This window comes from Dactylosporangium sp. NBC_01737 (assembly GCF_035963215.1).
Lineage (GTDB): Bacteria > Actinomycetota > Actinomycetes > Mycobacteriales > Micromonosporaceae > Dactylosporangium.
Genome location: NZ_CP109153.1, coordinates 6,152,870 through 6,168,720, shown reverse-complemented (window position 1 = coordinate 6,168,720; position 15,851 = coordinate 6,152,870). Strand labels below are relative to the sequence as shown.

The window sequence follows — 15,851 nt, the reverse complement described above, 5'->3', positions numbered from 1 at the left end:
AGCGGCTCAGGAGGAGCGGGGATTCCTGATGCCGGTTCGGGTCGGTGGCGACCCGCACCGCTGCGCCCAAGCGGCGACGATGACCCGCGTGCGGCGCAGCAGTCCGGCCCCGGCCGAGCAGATGATCGCGGCACTCATCCCCGCGCCACTCCCCCGCGCCCGCCCGCCACGACCACCGCTGCCCCGCCTGCCCGCAAAACCCGCCGGACCTGACCAGGTTGAGCCATACCTTGACCTCGGCTGGCTCGACCCGTCCGGCCGGATCTCAGCCCGCCTGCTACTGCACCTGCTGGGCTGGCCACCGGGGCACCGCGTCACGTTCGACATCGCACACGGCGTCATCACGGTCACCTCTGCCGCGGCGGGCCGGCACAATATCGGCGCCACCGGTCTCCTTGCCATCCCCGGAGCGGTCCGGCAACTGTGTCACCTGACCGCCGGCGACGTGGTCGTCCTGCTCGCCGACCCCGGCCGTGACCTGCTGCTCATCCACCCGGCCCGAACCGTCGCACAGCTGCTCGCCGAGCAGTTCGCCACAGCCGATGACGCCTGACCGTGAACGGCTCGACGCCGCCTGGACGGCCCTGGCCGAGCTCGGCGTCACCCTTGCCGACCTGCAGCGCGACGCCCGACCGACGCTGCCCACGTTCACCGACTATCTGCCGCAAGTGCTCGCCGCAGCCGGCTCGGGCGCGCTGCGCGCCTACCGCAGCTACTGGCAGCGGATGACCACGGCCTGGGCGACCTCCCCCTCGACACGGTGACCGCCAGCGACATCCAGGTGCTCCAGCGACGCATCGTCGCCACGCCCGCACCCGACGCAACAGCCGCGACGGGCCGCCACGCCGGCGAAATGTTCGTCGCCGCCGCCCGCGCCTTCTACAACCACGCCATCGCCGACGGACTCATCCAAGCTGCGGACAGCTCCGCGCACCGGGTCGGCGAGCCCCGGCGACTGCCCAGCACCCGGCGAGCGCTGACACCAAACGAAATCACCGAGATAAATCTGGTCGCCCGCACCAGCGGCAACGACACCGTCCTCCACGCGCTCCTGCTCCGCCTGCACACGGAGACCGCCTGCCGACGCGGCGGCGCCCTTGGCTACGCCTGAAGGACCTTAACGCAACACGGGGACTGCTCCTGCTGCGAGAGAAAGGGCGGCACCATCCGCTGGCAACCGATCACCCTCGAACCCGCCGTCGCCCTACCCGGCGGTCCGTCTGGCGGAAGGAGTGCACCATCTCCAGGTCGTCGCCACCGCACGGGAACGTCGGCCGTATGCCGGCGGGTGCTCCGGGCGACGGTTCGGTTCCGCTCTCGGCGTCCAGGTACTTCGCCAGGTCCTCGATCGAGATCTTCAGCGCCTCGGCGAGACCTGGCTCGTCCTCCCGTTCGGCGGCAGGCTGTGCGCGGCGAGTCTGATGTCCTCGACGAATTCGATGAGCCTCGTCGCCGCGGTCGCGATGACCGGGTTCTCGCTCGCGCTCTCCTTGCCGAGCACCGCGTGTACCGCGGCTGATACGCCCGCTCGTCGGCTTGGCTCCGTCGAACAACCGCTCAATATCCGCCGGCCGGGGCGGTCCGTCAGTACTGAGTTGCTGAACGTCCACCGGTGACGATCCATTGGCGAGTCGTGACACCATCAAAGTTTGGCCATCGAAGATGGTGGCCTTCGTGACCGAATTGATGGACGAGACGGCTCTGGTAGGCAGGGGATGTGCAGTTCGGTGACCACGACAACGCCATCTGATCCTGAAGGGCTGCCGTATACCGAGAAAACCGACGTGGATGCTCGGTTGTCGCAGGGTGTACAGATCGGTGACCACAACACCCAGATCAATCACTACGACACGCACCGGAAGGTGCCGTCGGAATCGTGGCCCCGACGTGTTGGAATCTTGCCTGGGCTGGCGGACTGCTTCCAGACCCGTACCCTGGTCGCCGACCTTGCCGATGCCACCGACGATGGCGGCACCGCCGTCCTGGCCGGGTCCGACCCAGCGAGTCCGGTGGCTTCAACCCGACTGTTGTCGGGCATGGGCGGGGTTGGCAAGACCCAACTTGCCGTCGACCTCGCTCATCGCCTGTATGACACCGGACAACTGGATCTGCTGGTGTGGATCACGGCCACGTCTCGCGAGGCGATCACCGCCGGCTACGCCCAGGCAGCGGTCGATCTTGCCTTGACCGGCGCCGATGGCAGCGATACCGGCCGTGATGCGGCACGGTTCCACGCCTGGCTGGCCACAACTGAGCAACGTTGGCTGGTCGTCCTGGACGACGTGGGCACCGCCGCCGACCTGAAAGAGCTGTGGCCCCCAGCCCGCCCTGTCGGGCGGACAGTGGTTACCACACGACTGCGGGGACACGCCCTGGCCGGGCCGGGTCGTCACCTGATCCCGGTCGGGGTGTTTGCCCCTGCCGAGGCCGTTGCATACCTGCAGGACCGGCTCACCGACCACTCTCGTTTGGCCGACGACATCGAGGGTCTCGCCGCGGCCCTGTATCACCTGCCCCTGGCTCTGGCCCACGCCACCGCCTACATGATCGACGAAGACGTTCCCTGCTCGGAGTACCAGCGGCGCCTCGCCGAGAGCGGCCGCCGTCTCGACGATCTCGCGCCGTCCACCGATGAGCTGCCTGATGACTACACCAAGACCATCGCCGAAACGGTGGCCTTGTCCGTCCGGGCCGCTAATCGTGCCCGACCCGTCGGCCTGGCCAGTCCACTGCTCGACCTGGCGAGCGTGTTGCACCCAGCCGGTGTACCATCGTCGGTGTTCACTACGACCGCGGCTCGCAACTGGCTGACCTACGCCCGAGGCGCGCCCGATGACATCGATGCTGCCGACTTGACGGTCGAGACGATCACATCTGGACTGCGGCGTCTGCATCGACTCAACCTGATCACCTTCGCCGACGAGACGGTTGGCATCCATGGCCTGGTCCAACGCGTCACTCGCGACGAGCTGACAAAGGACCGGCTCGTCGACTTGGCCTGGGCCGCAGCCGATGCACTCGTTGAAGTCTGGCCGTTCGTGGAGCATGATTCCAATCTCGGCCAGAGGCTCCGTGACAACAGCGCCGCTGTCTACCGACATGGCGGCGACGCGCTGCTGTCGCCTGATACCCACGCAGTGCTGCATCGAGCTGCACGCAGCCTCCGCTGCTCGCGAAGGGCACGGTGCCTGTGATCGGCGACGGCCGGTACCGGGCGGCGGTCCGCGCGGGACGGCCGGATCACCGCCCGTTGTTCAGCCGGCTCGACGGCAACTGCGTGGTGTGGGCCGACGGTACGCGGGAGCGGGTCGACACGGTGGTCCTGGCGACCGGATACCGCCCGGATCTGCGGTACCTGGACGGCACCGGCGCGCTGGACGGCACGGGCGCGCCGCTGCACGACGGCGGGGTGTCGCGCACGGTGCCTGGGTTGGGTTACGTCGGTCTGGAGCGGCAGCGCAGCTTCGCGTCGGCGACGTTGCGTGGCGTCGGCCGCGACGCCGCGCACGTCCTCGAGGCGCTGCAGCGGCAACCGTCGCGGCGCGCCCACGTCGCCCGGTGAGCACCGTCGCGGTCGCGTTGCTGCTCGTTGCCTCGATGCTCGCGGTCGGTACGGCGTTGACGGTCGCCGATTTCCGCGCGCTGGGCCGCAGCCGGAGCGTGCTGCTCGTCTCGGTCGCGGTGAACGTCGTCCTGGTGCCGGCACTCACCGTGATGCTGGGTCGGCTGGCCGGGCTCGGCCAGGACGCGATGCTCGGTGTCGTACTGGCTGCGGCAGCGCCCGGCGGCGGCACCGGTGCGCTGCTGACCCTGTACGCCCGGGGTGACCTCGCGGTCAGCGCGGCCCTGAAGGGCATCCACGCCCCGCTGGGGCTGGTCAGCGTCCCGGTGTGGGCGGCCGCCGGGCACGACGTCATCCCCGCTGACGCCGGTGGGCTGGCGCTCGTCGCGGGCGGGCTGCTGGGCCAGCTCGTGCCGCTCGGTGCGGGCATGCTGCTGTTACGCCGGCGCCCGGGCGCCGCACGGCGGGTGCACGGGATCGCGCGACGCTGCGCGGACCTACTGCTGGTCGGGTTGGTGGCGTACTTCGTCGTGACCGGCGCCGGACGCCTGCCCGAGGCGGGGTGGGCCGCCGTCGGTGTCATCGCAGTGGTGGTGGCAGGCTGCCTGGCGTCGAGTCAGGTGCCGTGGCTCGGGCCGGGACCGACGCGACGGGCGGTCGCGATGACGACCGCGGTACGGAACCTCTCACTGGCGCTGTTTGTCGCCTCCACCGCCTCGACGGTGGTGGTGCTGGCTTTGCTGGCTTACGGCTTGTCGGTGCCGGTGGCGGTGCTGTTGGCGAGGCCTGCCCCGCCATCGGCATGAGCAACGGGCGCGGGTGACGGTGTCGAGGCCTTCGTGACGATGCCGGTTGCGGCGATCAGGCAGGCGACGCCGACAGCGGAAAGGACGGGGACGTAACCGCCGGCGGTGTGCAGCGCCGCGGCGCCCAGTGGTGCCCCTGCCCGGGACAGCGTGATGGGGACGGCGAGGATCCCGGCGATTGTGGCGTAGGCGACGGTGCCGTACCGGTCGGCGAGCAGCGCCGGCGACGCCAGGCTGGAGATGCCGAACCCGAGCCCGAACGCGATGACGCCGCAGACCGCGCCGACCCGGCTGCCACCGATCACCAGCAGCGACAGCGCGGCAGCGGCCTGAACGGAGTAGATCGCCGCGACGACGGTGGTGATCCGGATCCGGCGTTGCGCGCCGGTGAGGACGAGACGTCCGGTCACGGAGAGCACGCCGAGCAGGCCGGCGATCGTGGCCGCGAACGTGACCGGGTGTCCTTTGCCGGTGAGGAATCCGACGAGGTGGACGGTCATCGTGGTCATCGCCGCGCCGTGCGCGACGAACGCGACCGCGAGGGCCCAGAACCGGCCGTCGCGCAGGACGGCGGCAACCATCGCCTGCCGTGCCGCCGGGTGCCGGCCCCCCGCGTGGCGGTGGTGGTGTGCGGCGGGCTGCGCAGGACAAGGCCGTGCAGCGGGATGGTGATGATTCCGTGCAGGGCCGCGAGGATGAGCAGGGTGTGTTGCCAGCCGTAGCGTTGAACCAGGGCTCCGGTCAGGGGCAGGAAGATGGCGCTGGCGAAGCCGGCGACGATGGTGATCGCCAGCAGTGCCTTCGCCCGCCGTTGCGGGTCGAACCAGGAGACCACGACGGCGAACGCTGGTTCGTACTGCACCATCGCCGACGTGAGCCCGACGCCGATGAGCACGCCGTACAGCTGCAGCACGTTGGACACCTGTGACCAGGCCACGAGCAGGCCGGTCGCGGCGATCGAGCCGACGGTCATCGGGGCCCGGCCGCCGTGGCGGTCCAGCCACCTTCCGACCGGGACGGCCATGACCGCCCCGGCGAGGATCGACGCGGTCAGGGCACCGGTGACGGTGGTGGTCGAGGTGTGCAGGGTCGTGGCCATGGGTTGCAGGAGCACGGCGAAGGCGTAATACAAGGTGCCGTAGCCGACGGTCTGCGTGACCGCGAGCGCCGCGACGATCCGCCAGCCGTGAAAGACGGGCCGGTGGCCGCCGACATCGGAGTCGGCGGCCACCGTGACAGCAGCGTTCACGAAGTCAGCCGCAGCAGCTGCCGGACGCTTCACCGGTCGTCGGCGTCGAGGCGCTGACCAGGGTCAGCGGGGTGGACAGCAGCCCACCGGCGATGCCCGTGGCCAGGCCGCGACTGGCCGGCACAGCCTCGACGGCGGGCGCGCCGCAGCAGCCACCACCGGCCGCGTCGACGGTGTCCTCGCCGACGACCGGGTTGCTGTTGCACACCCCGGTCTCCGGCAGGTTGAGCTGGACGTCGCGGGCGGCGTCCCAGTCCCCTGCGAGGGCGGCGACGACGGAGCGGGCCTGCTCGTAGCCGGTGGCCAGGAGGAATGTCGGGGCGCGGCCGTAGCTCTTCACGCCGATGGCGTAGAAACCGGGTTCGGGGTGGGTGAGCTCGTCGGCGCCGTGCGGCGGGACGGTGCCGCAGGAGTGCTCGTTCGGGTCGATGAGCGGTGCCAGGGCCCGGGTTGAGCCCAGGATCGGGTCGAGGTCGAGGCGCAGTTCGGAGACGAAGCCGTGGTCGGGGCGGAACCCGGTCGCGGACACGATTCGGTCCACTACGACGGCCCGGACACCGTTGGACACCTCCACCCCGCCGTCGGCCAGCACGGTGAGTGTCTCGGCGGAGAACCCGCTGATGAGGTCGATCCGGCCGGCCTCGACGTGCTCGCGGAGCCGGGTGCCGATCGCGCCACGGGCCGGCAGGGCGTCGGCGGTCTCGCCGCCATAGGTGCGGGCGGGCGTCGCGGCCCGGATCGCCCACGTGACCTTCGTGCCGGGGACCTGTTCGGCCAGCTCGGCTAGGACGAGCAGGGTGTTCGCGGCGGAGTGCCCGGCGCCGACGACCAGGGTTCGATTGCCGGCGAACCGGTCCCGGTCCACGCCCAGCACGTCAGGCAGGGCGTGCTCGATGAACGCGGCGGCGTCGGCCTCACCGTGCGCGGCGATGCCGGACGCGCCGAGGACGTTCGGGGTGGACCAGGTGCCCGACGCGTCGATCACGGCCCGCGCGAGGAGGTCGGTGCCGTCGGCGAGCCGGACCAGGAACGGCGTGGACTCGCGGCCAGCGGTCCGCAACCGGTCCAGGCCGACCCGGCTCACCGCCACGGCCCTGGCGCCGTAACGCACGTTGGGCTTGAGCGCGGGCAGGTCCGCCAAGGGCAGCAGGTAGTCCGCGACCAGCTGTCCGCCGGTGGGCAGCCGCTCGGCGTCGGGCTCGACCCAGCCCGCGTCGGCAAGGAGCCTCCGGGCCGCGGCGTCGATGTTGTACCGCCACGGCGAGAACAGCCGCACGTGCGCCCACTGCCCGATCGCGGCGGCCGGACGGTCACCGGCCTCGAGAACAACGAATGCCAGGCCACGCTCGTTCAGGTGCGCGGCGGCGGCCAGGCCGACCGGGCCGGCCCCGATGACGACGACGGGCAGGTCTTCCAGAAGGTTGCTCACGACTCACTCCTATGTCTTGACAGTCTTCGAAATACGAAGGTGGACTGCGGTTCTGCGGCGATGCGGGTACGGGGTCAGGCGACGTGCGGGCTGCGGCGTTCGATGAAGACGACGTCGCGCCACCGGTTGCCCTGGCTGGCGTGGCGGCCGATGCGTTCCCGGACGCCGAGTTCGCGGAAGCCGGCGGCGCGGTGCAGGGCGCGGCTGGCGGTGTTCTCCGGGAAGATCCCGGACTGGATGGTCCAGATCCCGGCCGCCTCGGTCGAGGCGATCAGCGTGTCGAGCAGCGCCCGGCCCACACCGCGGCCGTGCGCGGAGGGGTCGACGTAGACGGAGTGTTCGACCACCCCGGCGTACACCTGCCGCGCCGACACCTGGGACACGGCGACCCAGCCCAGGACGACGCCGTCGGGGTCCACCGCGACATACCGGTGGGCGGGCACCTTACCGGCGTCAAACGCCTCCCAGGTGGGAGCGGCGTGCTCGAAGCTGGCGTTGCCGGCGTCCATGCCCGCCTGGTAGATCGCCAGGACCGTCCGGGCGTCGGCGGCGGTCATCGCCCGGATCGCGATGTCGGTCATGCGCAGCCGCCGATCGGGCTGGGCGCGGGTTTGCCCATCACGACGTCGGCGGCGGACGGGAAGCACGCGATGCAGTCGGTGTTGATCCGGTAGTGCCGGGCGGTGCCGACCGCCTCCACGAGCACGAACCGGACCTCGGTCAGGATCTTCAAGTGCTGCGACACCGTGGACTGTGCGAGCCCGACCGCGGTGACGAGGTCCCCCACGCTCATCGGTTTGCCCTGCCGCGCGAGGTACTCCACGATCTGCACCCGGGAAGGGTCGGCCAGGGCCCGGAACCAGGACGCGTACGTCTCGGCCGTTCCCCGATCGAGCAGTTCGCTCACCATGCACCAACTTCATCGTTTATCGCCGATCAACGATTGAAGTGTAGCCGGGTCGGCGGTCGCCAGCCAGCCGGTCGCGACGACGAGTCTCGCAACGGCGGCCAGGGTGCTGGTTTCGACGCGGTCGGCGGTGTCAGCGGGGCTGTGATAGCCGGCCATCCCGGCGCCGATCCCGACCGCCGGAAAGCCGACAGCCGCGTAGCGGCGGTTGTCCGAGGCGACCGGGCCGGCGACGAGCGGCAGCCCGGTGTGCCTTCCGGCCTGGTCCAGCGCGGCCAGGAGCGCGTGCGCCGGCCCGCCGGCTTCGACCGCGGCGGCCTGGTGCAGGTTGCCGGCGCCGTCGACGTTGATCACGAGGGGCGTCGCGCCGGTCGTGCGTAGCTGCGCCGCGTGGTGCGCGGAACCGAGCGCACCCGCCTCCTCGCCGTCGAGCAACGCGACCGACAGCCGCGTGTTGTCCGGCAGGTGCCGAGCGAGGACCCGGGCCGCCTCGAGCACGACGGCGACACCGCTGCCGTTGTCCGCTGCCGCCGGCTGCCGCAGGCCCGGATGATCGCCGACGCCGTCGTAGTGCGCGGTCAGCAAGACCTCCACACCCGTGCCGGCGTGCCACGTGCCGTGCAGGTTGGTGCCCGCGACGTCGAGCCGGCGGATCGGCGCGTTCCCGGCCAGCCAGCCGCCACTCTCTGCCACGGCGTGCAGCGCGGCGTGGGTCGCGGCGTCGAGGGTGAGGATCGGCAACGGGCCGGGGTTCGGTCCGGCGAGCATCGTGTAATGCCAGCCGTCGGCGTCCACGCCCCGGCCGAACAGCAGCCCGATGGCGCCGTTGGCGTGGCCGTAGGCGCCGAACAGCGTCATCCCGGGCGGCACGACCAGCCACCGGCCGGTCGGGTCCCCCGAACCGGCGACCGCGAGGTCGCCGCGGCGGATGAGGGGCTGGTCGGCGGAGGCGAGGTGGACCGCGACGTCCCGGCCGAAGGCGAGGCGCCGCACGGTGCCGCCGTCGTACCACTGCACGTCCGGAGTGGTGTAGACCTCTGGGACGAACCGGACCGCGAACGGTTCCAGGGTCACGGTCGCGCCGAGGTCGGCGAGGTGCTGGGCGAGCCAGGCGCGGGCTGCGGCGCCGCCGGCCGAACCGACCCGGCGACCGGTGAACGGCGCGCCGGCGAGGGCGGCGACCGTGGCGGCCATCCGCTCGCCGGACACCGCGTCGAGCAGCCCGCCGAGCGCATCCGCAGCGGTCGGCCGGCCGGCGGCGCTCATCCGCAGCAGCCCGCGCCGGAGGCGACTGCCTCGGCCTTCGCGGACGTCCCGCAGCAGGCACCCGCCTCGGTCGCTTCGGCCGTGGTGCCGCAACACGGGGACGTACCGGCCGCCGCGGACTGTCCGGGGTCGGGCAGGGTGAGGGTCGCCTGGGGCGGGTTGCCGCAGCAGCCGCTGGTGCCGGCCACGTCGAGGGCCGCGGCCGGGTCGCCGGTGAAACCGCCCTGGTTCTGGGTATCGGTCATGGTCATGTCTCCTTCAACGATCGGTGGATGGACGGCTGTGGATCAGGTCGGTTGCGCCGCCGAACTAGCGGGGGCCGGCCAGGGCGGTGAGGTCGGCGCGGGTGCGCTCGACGCGGCGTTGGGCGCGCTCGGCGGTGGTGCTGACCTCGGCGCAGCTGTCGCAGAACCGGACGCCGGCCTGGGGGGTCGAGCGGCGGGGGAAGCGGAACATGACGGTCTCCTCATCGTGCGGTGCGGGCTGTCTTGACGTCTGTCGAATCAAACAGTTGCACGCTGATTCGAGATCTGTCAACCTAGAGGCATGTCAAAACAAGCGGCGGTGCTCACCCTCACGGACCTCAACGCGGACACCCCGTGCTGCCCGCCCATCGCGCAGCGCCGCATCCCCGCGGAGACCGCCGCCGTGCTCGCGCCCGCGTTCAAGGCCCTCGGCGACCCGGTCCGACTCCAGCTCATGTCGATGATCGCGTCCGCGCCGGACGGCGAGATGTGCGTCTGCGACCTGACTCCGGCGTTCGAGCTGTCCGGGCCGACGATCTCCCACCACCTCAAGACCCTCCGCGAGGCCGGACTCGTCGACTCCGACCGGCGCGGAACCTGGGTCTACTACCGCGCCCGGCCCGGCATCATGCGCCAGCTCGCCGCCCTGCTCACGGTCGACGACACCGCGGCGGTCGGCTGACCCGCACGCACTCCGGGCGCCCTCAGCTCGACGCCGACGTCGTTGGCCGCCGGTCGGGCAGCGCGCCGTTGCGCCGCAGCGCGCGCCACGTGACCGGGATGCCCACAGCTGCCGGCAGCAGCCAGTACGCCAGCGGCGGCAGGCGATCCCACAGCGGCAGTTGCGGGCCGTTGTCGACGTAGAAGCCGGTCAGCAGGGCGACATACGAGCCGGCCATGGCCGAACCGTGCCATGCCGTCCATCGAACGGGCCGCCGACGGCGTGCCCACCAACCGAGCATCGCCAGCGCGAACGCCACGGCCGCGATCAGGAACAGATGCCAGTCGTGCCGCCAGCGCAGCGCGGCCATCACGGTCGCCGTCGCGAACACGGTACCGACCGCGTACAGGTAGACGGCACCGGCCCGCGGGTGGCGGCCGGGCCGCTTGTCCGCGGCAGCCGCAAGACCGCCCGCAGTCACGCCGGTGACGCCTGCGGCGATGTGCACGGCGAGTGCGGTCAGGAACAGCGGGCCCGCGTCGGGGATGTCGAGGCCGGCAATTTCAGCAGCGAGGATGGCGTTCACAACGAACGCCGATCAAGGGGGCCCGCCGGGCCAGAGCGTCGGAGCATGGTCGCCTCCGAACCATTACGTAGTTATCCTACCTATGATTGGAGAGTAGCATAGCTACCTATGCGAGAGGGTTGCCGATGAAGGCCGAGGCGCAAACGCTCAAGGGGCACCTCGACGTGCTCCTGCTCGCCGCACTCGAAGGCGGCCCGCAGCACGGATATGCAGTCAAGGAGGCACTACGGGAAGGCAGCGACGGCCGGTTCGACCTGCCCACCGGCACGGTCTACCCCGCACTGCACCGCCTGGAGGCCGCCGGCCTGATCAATGGCACCTGGTCGCACCACGACGGACGCCGCCGCCGCACCTACCAACTCACCGAAGCCGGCCAGCGCAGGCTCGCCGGCGAGCGGGTCAACTGGCGCGAGTTCGCCGCCGCCGTCACCACCCTGCTGGACAGGCCACCATGGCCAGCCACCGGCTGATCGACAGCGCCGTCAGCGCCCTGGCTCGGCAACTGCCCGCCGACGCGGTCGACGAGCTCGCAGACGGCCTGACCGAGACCTATCTGCGCCACCTCTGCGACGGCCTGCATCCCGATGCCGCCGCCCGCGCGGCGATCGCCGAGTTCGGCGAACCGCACGTGGTCATCGCCGCGTTCGTGCGCCAGGCACCCGGACGGCGCGTCGCGCAGGCACTGATCGTTTCGGGACCCGCCGTCGGCGGCTGCTGGAGCGTAGCGCTGATCACCAGCCACGCCTGGAACTGGCCGGTGCCGGCCCCGATGAGGCTGGGATTCGGTCTCGGTCTCCTGGCGATTGTCACCACCCTCGCGCTCGCAGCCACCACGCGGCACAGCTACCGCCTCACCCGAATGACTGCCGCCGGCAGTCTCGGGCTGATCGCCGTCGACGCCGCCGTCCTTGCCGCCGTCGCCCTCCTGCCCCTCGCGTTCACCTGGCCACTGGCCGTCGCCACGGCGGCCAGCCTCACCCGACTGGTCCTGACGGCCCGCGCCTTGCCTCGCCTGTTCACCGGCTGACCTCGTCGCCCACCACGTCAGGTCGCCGGCCGCGCGAATATGCGCATGGTGGTGGTTTGTCGTAGTCGAACGTCGCCGCGGAGCCGTCAGGGGTGCGATGGTGACAGTGTGTGCGTCGACGTCGACGGCGCGGTGGCCCGGGCGTAGCTGCAGACCCGCCGCCTCGAGGTTGGCGCTGGTGGGGTGCGCGAGGTTGCGCCAGTTGGGGACGCCGGAGGCCGGCGCTGATACCGGCGTCGCTGCCTCCGATGACGAGCAGACGCATGAGCAACTCTCCATGGTGGAACCGCCGCCGGCCTGACCAACCGGCGGCGGAGCTACTGGCCGGCCCGAGTCAACCGGTCTTGACGGGCAATTCGGTGAGCAGCTGCTCGACGCGGGCCTTGATGGCGTCGCGGATCGGGCGGACGGCGTCGATGCCCTGCCCGGCCGGGTCGTCAAGCTTCCAGTCGAGGTACCGTTTGCCGGGGAAGACGGGGCAGACGTCGCCGCAGCCCATCGTGATCAGCACGTCGGACGCCTCGGCGGTCTCGTAGTCGAGCTTGCGTGGAACGTTCGCGGTGATGTCGATGCCCACCTCGCGCATCGCTTCGACGGCGACCGGGTTGATCTGGTTGGCCGGTTCCGAGCCGGCGGAGCGGACCTCGACGGTGTCGCCGGCGAGGTGCCGCAGCCAGCCGGCGGCCATCTGGGAGCGGCCGGCGTTGTGCACGCACACGAACAGGACGCTGGGCTTGTCACTCATAAGGGTTCGGTTCCTCCGTGCTTTCGTGTGGCAACGATCGGGCTGGGTCGGTGTTCAGGAGCGGACTCGGCGCTCGACATCCGGGCGTCCGGAGACGACCTCGTCGGCGGTCCGGCCCGCGTCGGGGTACAGGGCGAGCAGCAGTCCGACACCAACGAGCAGACCGAAGAGCTGCGCGACGACGAAGCCGGGCACCGAGGCAGGTGCGATCCCTGCGAAGGTATCGGTGAAGGCCCTGCCGATCGTGACGGCGGGGTTGGCGAAACTCGTCGAGGACGTGAACCAGTACGCGGCACCGATGTAGGCGCCGACCGCGGCCGGCGCGACGGGGGCGCGACCGGAGCGGGCGAGGGCGAAGATGAGCAGGATCAGCCCACTGGTAGCCACGACCTCACCCAGCCACAGGTGTCCGGCGGACCGGTCCTTGGCAGAGAAGTCGACGGCGGCGAGGTCGAACATGAGGTTCGCCAGGATCGACCCGCCGACCGCTCCCGCGGCCTGCGCCACAACGTATCCACCGAGATCGGCAGCGGTGAGCCCGGTCCGGGACCGGCGGCCGAGGAACCAGTCGGCGGCCGACACCACCGGATTGAAATGCGCCCCCGACACCGGGCCGAACGTCAGGATCAGCGCTCCGAGCGCGAACGCGGTCGCGACCGAGTTCTCCAGGAGTTGAAGGCCGACGTCGTCCGGCGACAGGGTGGTCGCCATGACGCCGGACCCGACGACGGCGGTGACGAGCAGCGCGGTGCCGACGAACTCGGCGAGGAACCGTCGCCACGGTGCGGGTTGGGTCATCGAGTGTTGCTCCTGCTCTACGGACACGGGCCTGGACGGGTTATGCGGACAGCGGGATGTTCAGCTGGTCGATGAGGCGACGAACGCGGCGCTCGATCTCGTCCCGCAACGGCCGGACGCCCTCGACGTCCCAACCGGCCGGGTCGTCGAGGTCCCAGTTCTCGTAGCGGGTGCCGGGGAACACCGGGCAGGCGTCGCCGCAGCCCATCGTGACCACGACGTCGGCGGCACGGACGACCTCGTCGGTCCACGGCTTCGGGTACTCGCTGGTGATGTCGATGCCGCGTTCGGCCATCGCCGCGACGGCAGCGGGGTTGATCTCGATGCCGGGCTCGGAGCCGCCGGACCAGGCCACGGCACGGTCGCCGGTGAGGTGGGCGAAGAATCCGAGCGCGATCTGGGACCGGCCGGCGTTGTGCGTGCACAGGAACAGCACGACCGGCTTGCCGTCGCGCTGGTGCCCTTCGACGCGGGCCAGGGCCTGCAGGCGCTGCCGGGCGAAGCGTTCGGCGAGCAGCGGCAGGAAGTTCGGCACACTGCTCAACGTCGCGAACTGGTCGTAGCTGGTGTGCAGGAACCGTTCGATGGTCTCCCTGCCGTACATGCCGTCGAACTCACCGGCGAGGCGGGCTGCGGCGGTGCGCAGCGCGAGTTGCTGGTCGACGGAGAGCTGCTGGTAGCCGGTGGTCGCTTCAGTCATGGTTGGCTCCGGTGCGCTGGGCGGGCGTTGGCCCGGGGTCGGGTGTGAGCGCTGGTGCGAGGCGGTCGACGCGGGCGGCGAGCTCGGCGAACGTTGCCTCGAATGCGGCGTCGGTGTCCGCCGGTGCCGGGACCGACCAGTGCAGGCGGGGCCGGACACCGCCGGTGAGGTCCTCGTGCGCGTTGTCGCACACCGCCACGATCAGGTCCGTGTCGTGGACGACGTCGGCGACGTGCGCGGTGCCGGTGGCGTTGATGAGCAGCCCGTGCCGGCCCGCGACGGCAACGGCACGTGGGTGGACCCGGTCAGCGGGCTGCGTGCCAGCCGACGTGGCCGGGATGCTGGTGCGTTGCGCCCACAGCGCCGCGGCGAGCTGCGAGCGGGCCGAGTTGTGGGTGCAGACGAACACCACCCGTGTCACGTCCGGCAGGGGCGGGGACGTGAGCGATGCGAGGGCAGCAGGTTCCAGGCGGAGGTAGGTGCGGCGGCGGTCGCCTTCCGACCGGGTCCGGACGAGGACGCCGGCTTCCTGCAGGACCTTCAGGTGGTGGGCAACGAGGTTGGTGGGCAGGTCGAGGCTGCGGGCGATCTCGCCGGGTGAGGCGTCGCCGAGGGTGAGCGTGTCCACGATGGCCAGGCGTGCCGGGTCACCGAGAGCGGCGTGAATCCGGGCGCGCCGCTGTATCGAAGAAAGCTCAGCGTTCATTGACTCAATGATGGACGAGTGTTCTTGCCGACGTCAAATGAACACCAGATGTCGAACCCACCAAAGACCGGCCGGTTCGGCAGACTGGCCGTCATGGCCTGCCAGCTGATCGACGACGAACCGCCCGCTGGCGTGGTCGAGCACGTCACGTTCGTTGCGTTGTGCCGGATGGTGCGCGTGCGGCGCTGCCCGGCCCGGCTCTGATCAGCGGGGCCTTCCTGCCGGCGAGTCGATCGGCCTGGACTTGCGTCGTTCCCTACCAGCGGTGAAGATCTCGTTCAGCGAAGTCTCGTGCGGGGCGGCGGCAACAGCGCGGAGGCGTTCACCATGCGGCGATGCGCTGGTCGACCCGCCGGTCTCGCCGCGTCATCGTCCCGGCTCGACGGTCACAGCGCCGGTTTGACCGCTCGGATGATCGCCGCGTGCATGCCGTCGGCAACCTGGTGGGTCGGTTCGATCTCAATATCGGCGAATCCGGCGGCGGCAAGCCCGGCCCGGTACTCGCCGGTGGACAATGCGCCGGCCACGCAGCCGGCCCAACCGCCCCGGCGCGCCCGATCCGCCGCCGACAGGTGGTCCTCGGCGACGACGTCGGACACACCCAGGCGCCCACCGGGGCGCAGGACCCGATAGACCGACGCGAACACGGCCGGCTTGTCCACCGACAGGTTGACCACACAATTGGAGATGACCACGTCAACGCTGCCGGCCGGCATCGGGATGTCCTCGATGTGGCCTTTCACGAACTCCACGTTCGACACCCCGGCCTCGGCGGCATTGCGGGCGGCGAGTTGGAGCATCTCATCGGTCATGTCCAGCCCGTACGCCTTGCCGGTGGGACCCACCCGCCGGGCCGACAGCAGCACGTCGATCCCACCGCCCGAGCCGAGGTCCAGCACCGTCTCGCCCGGCCGCAGATCGGTCACCGCGATCGGGTTGCCGCAGCCCAGGCTCGCGGCCGCCGCGCCGGGCGGCACCTGCGCCCGGACGCCGGGGTCATACAGTTCGGCACCGAACCGCCGGTCCGCGTCGGCGTCGGCGGGTTCGCAGCAGCTGGACGCCGGCCCGAACAGGACCGTCAGCGCTGCCTTGGCGTAGCGGGACCGTACCTGCTCGCGCAGGGCGATGTGGTCGGCTTGACGTTCGTCGGTCATGGTGTACCTC

Annotated in this window: 23 protein-coding genes and 1 pseudogene; 10 read left to right on the top strand and 14 right to left on the bottom strand. The window is 71.1% G+C overall.

From position 1 onward, the window contains the following. The first annotated feature begins 28 nt into the window (after positions 1–28). Genes OHA72_RS27740 through OHA72_RS27730 form a run of 3 tightly spaced genes read left to right on the top strand, consistent with a single transcriptional unit; the run spans position 29 to position 1,111 of the window. Entirely contained in the window at positions 29–553 is a 525-nt protein-coding gene (locus OHA72_RS27740; RefSeq protein ID WP_327010731.1) for an AbrB/MazE/SpoVT family DNA-binding domain-containing protein, read from the top strand. Beyond that, a complete protein-coding gene (locus tag OHA72_RS27735; protein ID WP_327010730.1) occupies positions 543–764 on the top strand; it encodes a hypothetical protein in 222 nt (73 codons plus the stop codon). Before OHA72_RS27740 ends, OHA72_RS27735 begins: the two co-directional genes overlap by 11 nt. Next, positions 761–1,111 (top strand): site-specific integrase, encoded by a 351-nt coding sequence (locus OHA72_RS27730; protein WP_327010729.1) that lies wholly within the window; start codon positions 761–763, stop codon positions 1,109–1,111. The genes OHA72_RS27735 and OHA72_RS27730 overlap by 4 nt, the downstream gene beginning before the upstream one ends. A 246-nt stretch (positions 1,112–1,357) precedes the next feature. Here OHA72_RS27730 and OHA72_RS27725 read toward each other — a convergent pair whose 3' ends face one another. Next, a complete protein-coding gene (locus OHA72_RS27725; RefSeq protein ID WP_327010728.1) occupies positions 1,358–1,501 on the bottom strand; it encodes a hypothetical protein in 144 nt (47 codons plus the stop codon). A 226-nt stretch (positions 1,502–1,727) separates the two neighbouring features. Here OHA72_RS27725 and OHA72_RS27720 point away from each other — a divergent pair, with 226 nt between their 5' ends. Genes OHA72_RS27720 through OHA72_RS27710 form a run of 3 tightly spaced genes read left to right on the top strand, consistent with a single transcriptional unit; the run spans position 1,728 to position 4,368 of the window. Then, entirely contained in the window at positions 1,728–3,194 is a 1,467-nt protein-coding gene (locus OHA72_RS27720; protein WP_327010727.1) for an NB-ARC domain-containing protein, read from the top strand. After that, positions 3,185–3,562 (top strand): NAD(P)/FAD-dependent oxidoreductase, encoded by a 378-nt coding sequence (locus OHA72_RS27715; RefSeq protein ID WP_327010726.1) that lies wholly within the window; start codon positions 3,185–3,187, stop codon positions 3,560–3,562. Before OHA72_RS27720 ends, OHA72_RS27715 begins: the two co-directional genes overlap by 10 nt. After that, complete coding sequence (locus OHA72_RS27710) at positions 3,559–4,368, top strand: hypothetical protein (protein ID WP_327010725.1); 810 nt, start codon at positions 3,559–3,561, stop codon at positions 4,366–4,368. The genes OHA72_RS27715 and OHA72_RS27710 overlap by 4 nt, the downstream gene beginning before the upstream one ends. Here the strand turns inward: OHA72_RS27710 and OHA72_RS27705 are convergent. The 7 genes and pseudogenes from OHA72_RS27705 to OHA72_RS27675 form a co-directional block, all read right to left on the bottom strand. Further along, positions 4,308–5,467: pseudogene (locus OHA72_RS27705) on the bottom strand (MFS transporter). The gene OHA72_RS27710 and the pseudogene OHA72_RS27705 sit on opposite strands and share 61 nt — an antisense overlap. Before the next feature lie 154 nt (positions 5,468–5,621). Further along, entirely contained in the window at positions 5,622–7,046 is a 1,425-nt protein-coding gene (locus OHA72_RS27700) for an FAD-dependent oxidoreductase (protein ID WP_327010724.1), read from the bottom strand. 74 nt (positions 7,047–7,120) lie between these two features. After that, positions 7,121–7,627: a GNAT family N-acetyltransferase gene (locus tag OHA72_RS27695; protein ID WP_327010723.1), complete on the bottom strand. Its 507-nt coding sequence runs from the start codon at positions 7,625–7,627 to the stop codon at positions 7,121–7,123. Further along, a complete protein-coding gene (locus OHA72_RS27690; protein ID WP_327010722.1) occupies positions 7,624–7,956 on the bottom strand; it encodes an ArsR/SmtB family transcription factor in 333 nt (110 codons plus the stop codon). Before OHA72_RS27690 ends, OHA72_RS27695 begins: the two co-directional genes overlap by 4 nt. Before the next feature lie 9 nt (positions 7,957–7,965). Beyond that, complete coding sequence (locus tag OHA72_RS27685; RefSeq protein WP_327010721.1) at positions 7,966–9,219, bottom strand: M28 family metallopeptidase; 1,254 nt, start codon at positions 9,217–9,219, stop codon at positions 7,966–7,968. After that, positions 9,216–9,464, bottom strand: a complete 249-nt coding sequence (locus OHA72_RS27680) for a hypothetical protein (RefSeq protein ID WP_327010720.1) — start codon at positions 9,462–9,464, stop codon at positions 9,216–9,218. Before OHA72_RS27680 ends, OHA72_RS27685 begins: the two co-directional genes overlap by 4 nt. Before the next feature lie 64 nt (positions 9,465–9,528). After that, positions 9,529–9,675, bottom strand: coding sequence for a hypothetical protein (locus OHA72_RS27675; protein ID WP_327010719.1), 147 nt, complete (start codon positions 9,673–9,675; stop codon positions 9,529–9,531). A gap of 90 nt (positions 9,676–9,765) precedes the next feature. On the opposite strand from OHA72_RS27675, the gene OHA72_RS27670 reads away from it, so the two are divergent. Then, the gene (locus OHA72_RS27670) at positions 9,766–10,146 is read left to right on the top strand and encodes an ArsR/SmtB family transcription factor (RefSeq protein WP_327010718.1); all 381 of its coding nucleotides are present in this window, start codon (positions 9,766–9,768) and stop codon (positions 10,144–10,146) included. 22 nt (positions 10,147–10,168) lie between these two features. Here the strand turns inward: OHA72_RS27670 and OHA72_RS27665 are convergent, their stop codons facing one another. Beyond that, positions 10,169–10,711, bottom strand: coding sequence for a hypothetical protein (locus OHA72_RS27665; protein ID WP_327010717.1), 543 nt, complete (start codon positions 10,709–10,711; stop codon positions 10,169–10,171). Between the two features lie 125 nt (positions 10,712–10,836). On the opposite strand from OHA72_RS27665, the gene OHA72_RS27660 reads away from it, so the two are divergent. Further along, complete coding sequence (locus OHA72_RS27660; protein WP_327010716.1) at positions 10,837–11,181, top strand: PadR family transcriptional regulator; 345 nt, start codon at positions 10,837–10,839, stop codon at positions 11,179–11,181. Next, on the top strand, positions 11,163–11,738 hold the full coding sequence (locus OHA72_RS27655) for a hypothetical protein (protein ID WP_327010715.1): 576 nt from the start codon (positions 11,163–11,165) through the stop codon (positions 11,736–11,738). Before OHA72_RS27660 ends, OHA72_RS27655 begins: the two co-directional genes overlap by 19 nt. A gap of 334 nt (positions 11,739–12,072) precedes the next feature. Here the strand turns inward: OHA72_RS27655 and OHA72_RS27650 are convergent, their stop codons facing one another. The 4 genes from OHA72_RS27650 to OHA72_RS27635 are packed head-to-tail and all read right to left on the bottom strand — an operon-like array spanning position 12,073 to position 14,687. After that, complete coding sequence (locus tag OHA72_RS27650; protein WP_327010714.1) at positions 12,073–12,483, bottom strand: arsenate reductase ArsC; 411 nt, start codon at positions 12,481–12,483, stop codon at positions 12,073–12,075. 54 nt (positions 12,484–12,537) lie between these two features. Beyond that, on the bottom strand, positions 12,538–13,281 hold the full coding sequence (locus OHA72_RS27645; RefSeq protein WP_327010713.1) for an aquaporin: 744 nt from the start codon (positions 13,279–13,281) through the stop codon (positions 12,538–12,540). A 40-nt stretch (positions 13,282–13,321) separates the two neighbouring features. Further along, positions 13,322–13,981 carry an arsenate reductase ArsC gene (locus tag OHA72_RS27640; protein WP_327010712.1) on the bottom strand — a complete coding sequence of 220 codons (660 nt, stop codon included), beginning with the start codon at positions 13,979–13,981 and terminating at the stop codon, positions 13,322–13,324. Next, positions 13,974–14,687: an arsenate reductase/protein-tyrosine-phosphatase family protein gene (locus tag OHA72_RS27635; protein WP_327010711.1), complete on the bottom strand. Its 714-nt coding sequence runs from the start codon at positions 14,685–14,687 to the stop codon at positions 13,974–13,976. Before OHA72_RS27635 ends, OHA72_RS27640 begins: the two co-directional genes overlap by 8 nt. Positions 14,688–14,705: 18 nt before the next feature. On the opposite strand from OHA72_RS27635, the gene OHA72_RS27630 reads away from it, so the two are divergent. Beyond that, on the top strand, positions 14,706–14,891 hold the full coding sequence (locus tag OHA72_RS27630) for a hypothetical protein (RefSeq protein WP_327010710.1): 186 nt from the start codon (positions 14,706–14,708) through the stop codon (positions 14,889–14,891). Positions 14,892–15,073: 182 nt separating this feature from the next. Here OHA72_RS27630 and arsM read toward each other — a convergent pair whose 3' ends face one another. After that, positions 15,074–15,841 (bottom strand): arsenite methyltransferase, encoded by a 768-nt coding sequence (arsM, locus tag OHA72_RS27625; RefSeq protein ID WP_327010709.1) that lies wholly within the window; start codon positions 15,839–15,841, stop codon positions 15,074–15,076. Positions 15,842–15,851 lie beyond the last annotated feature (10 nt).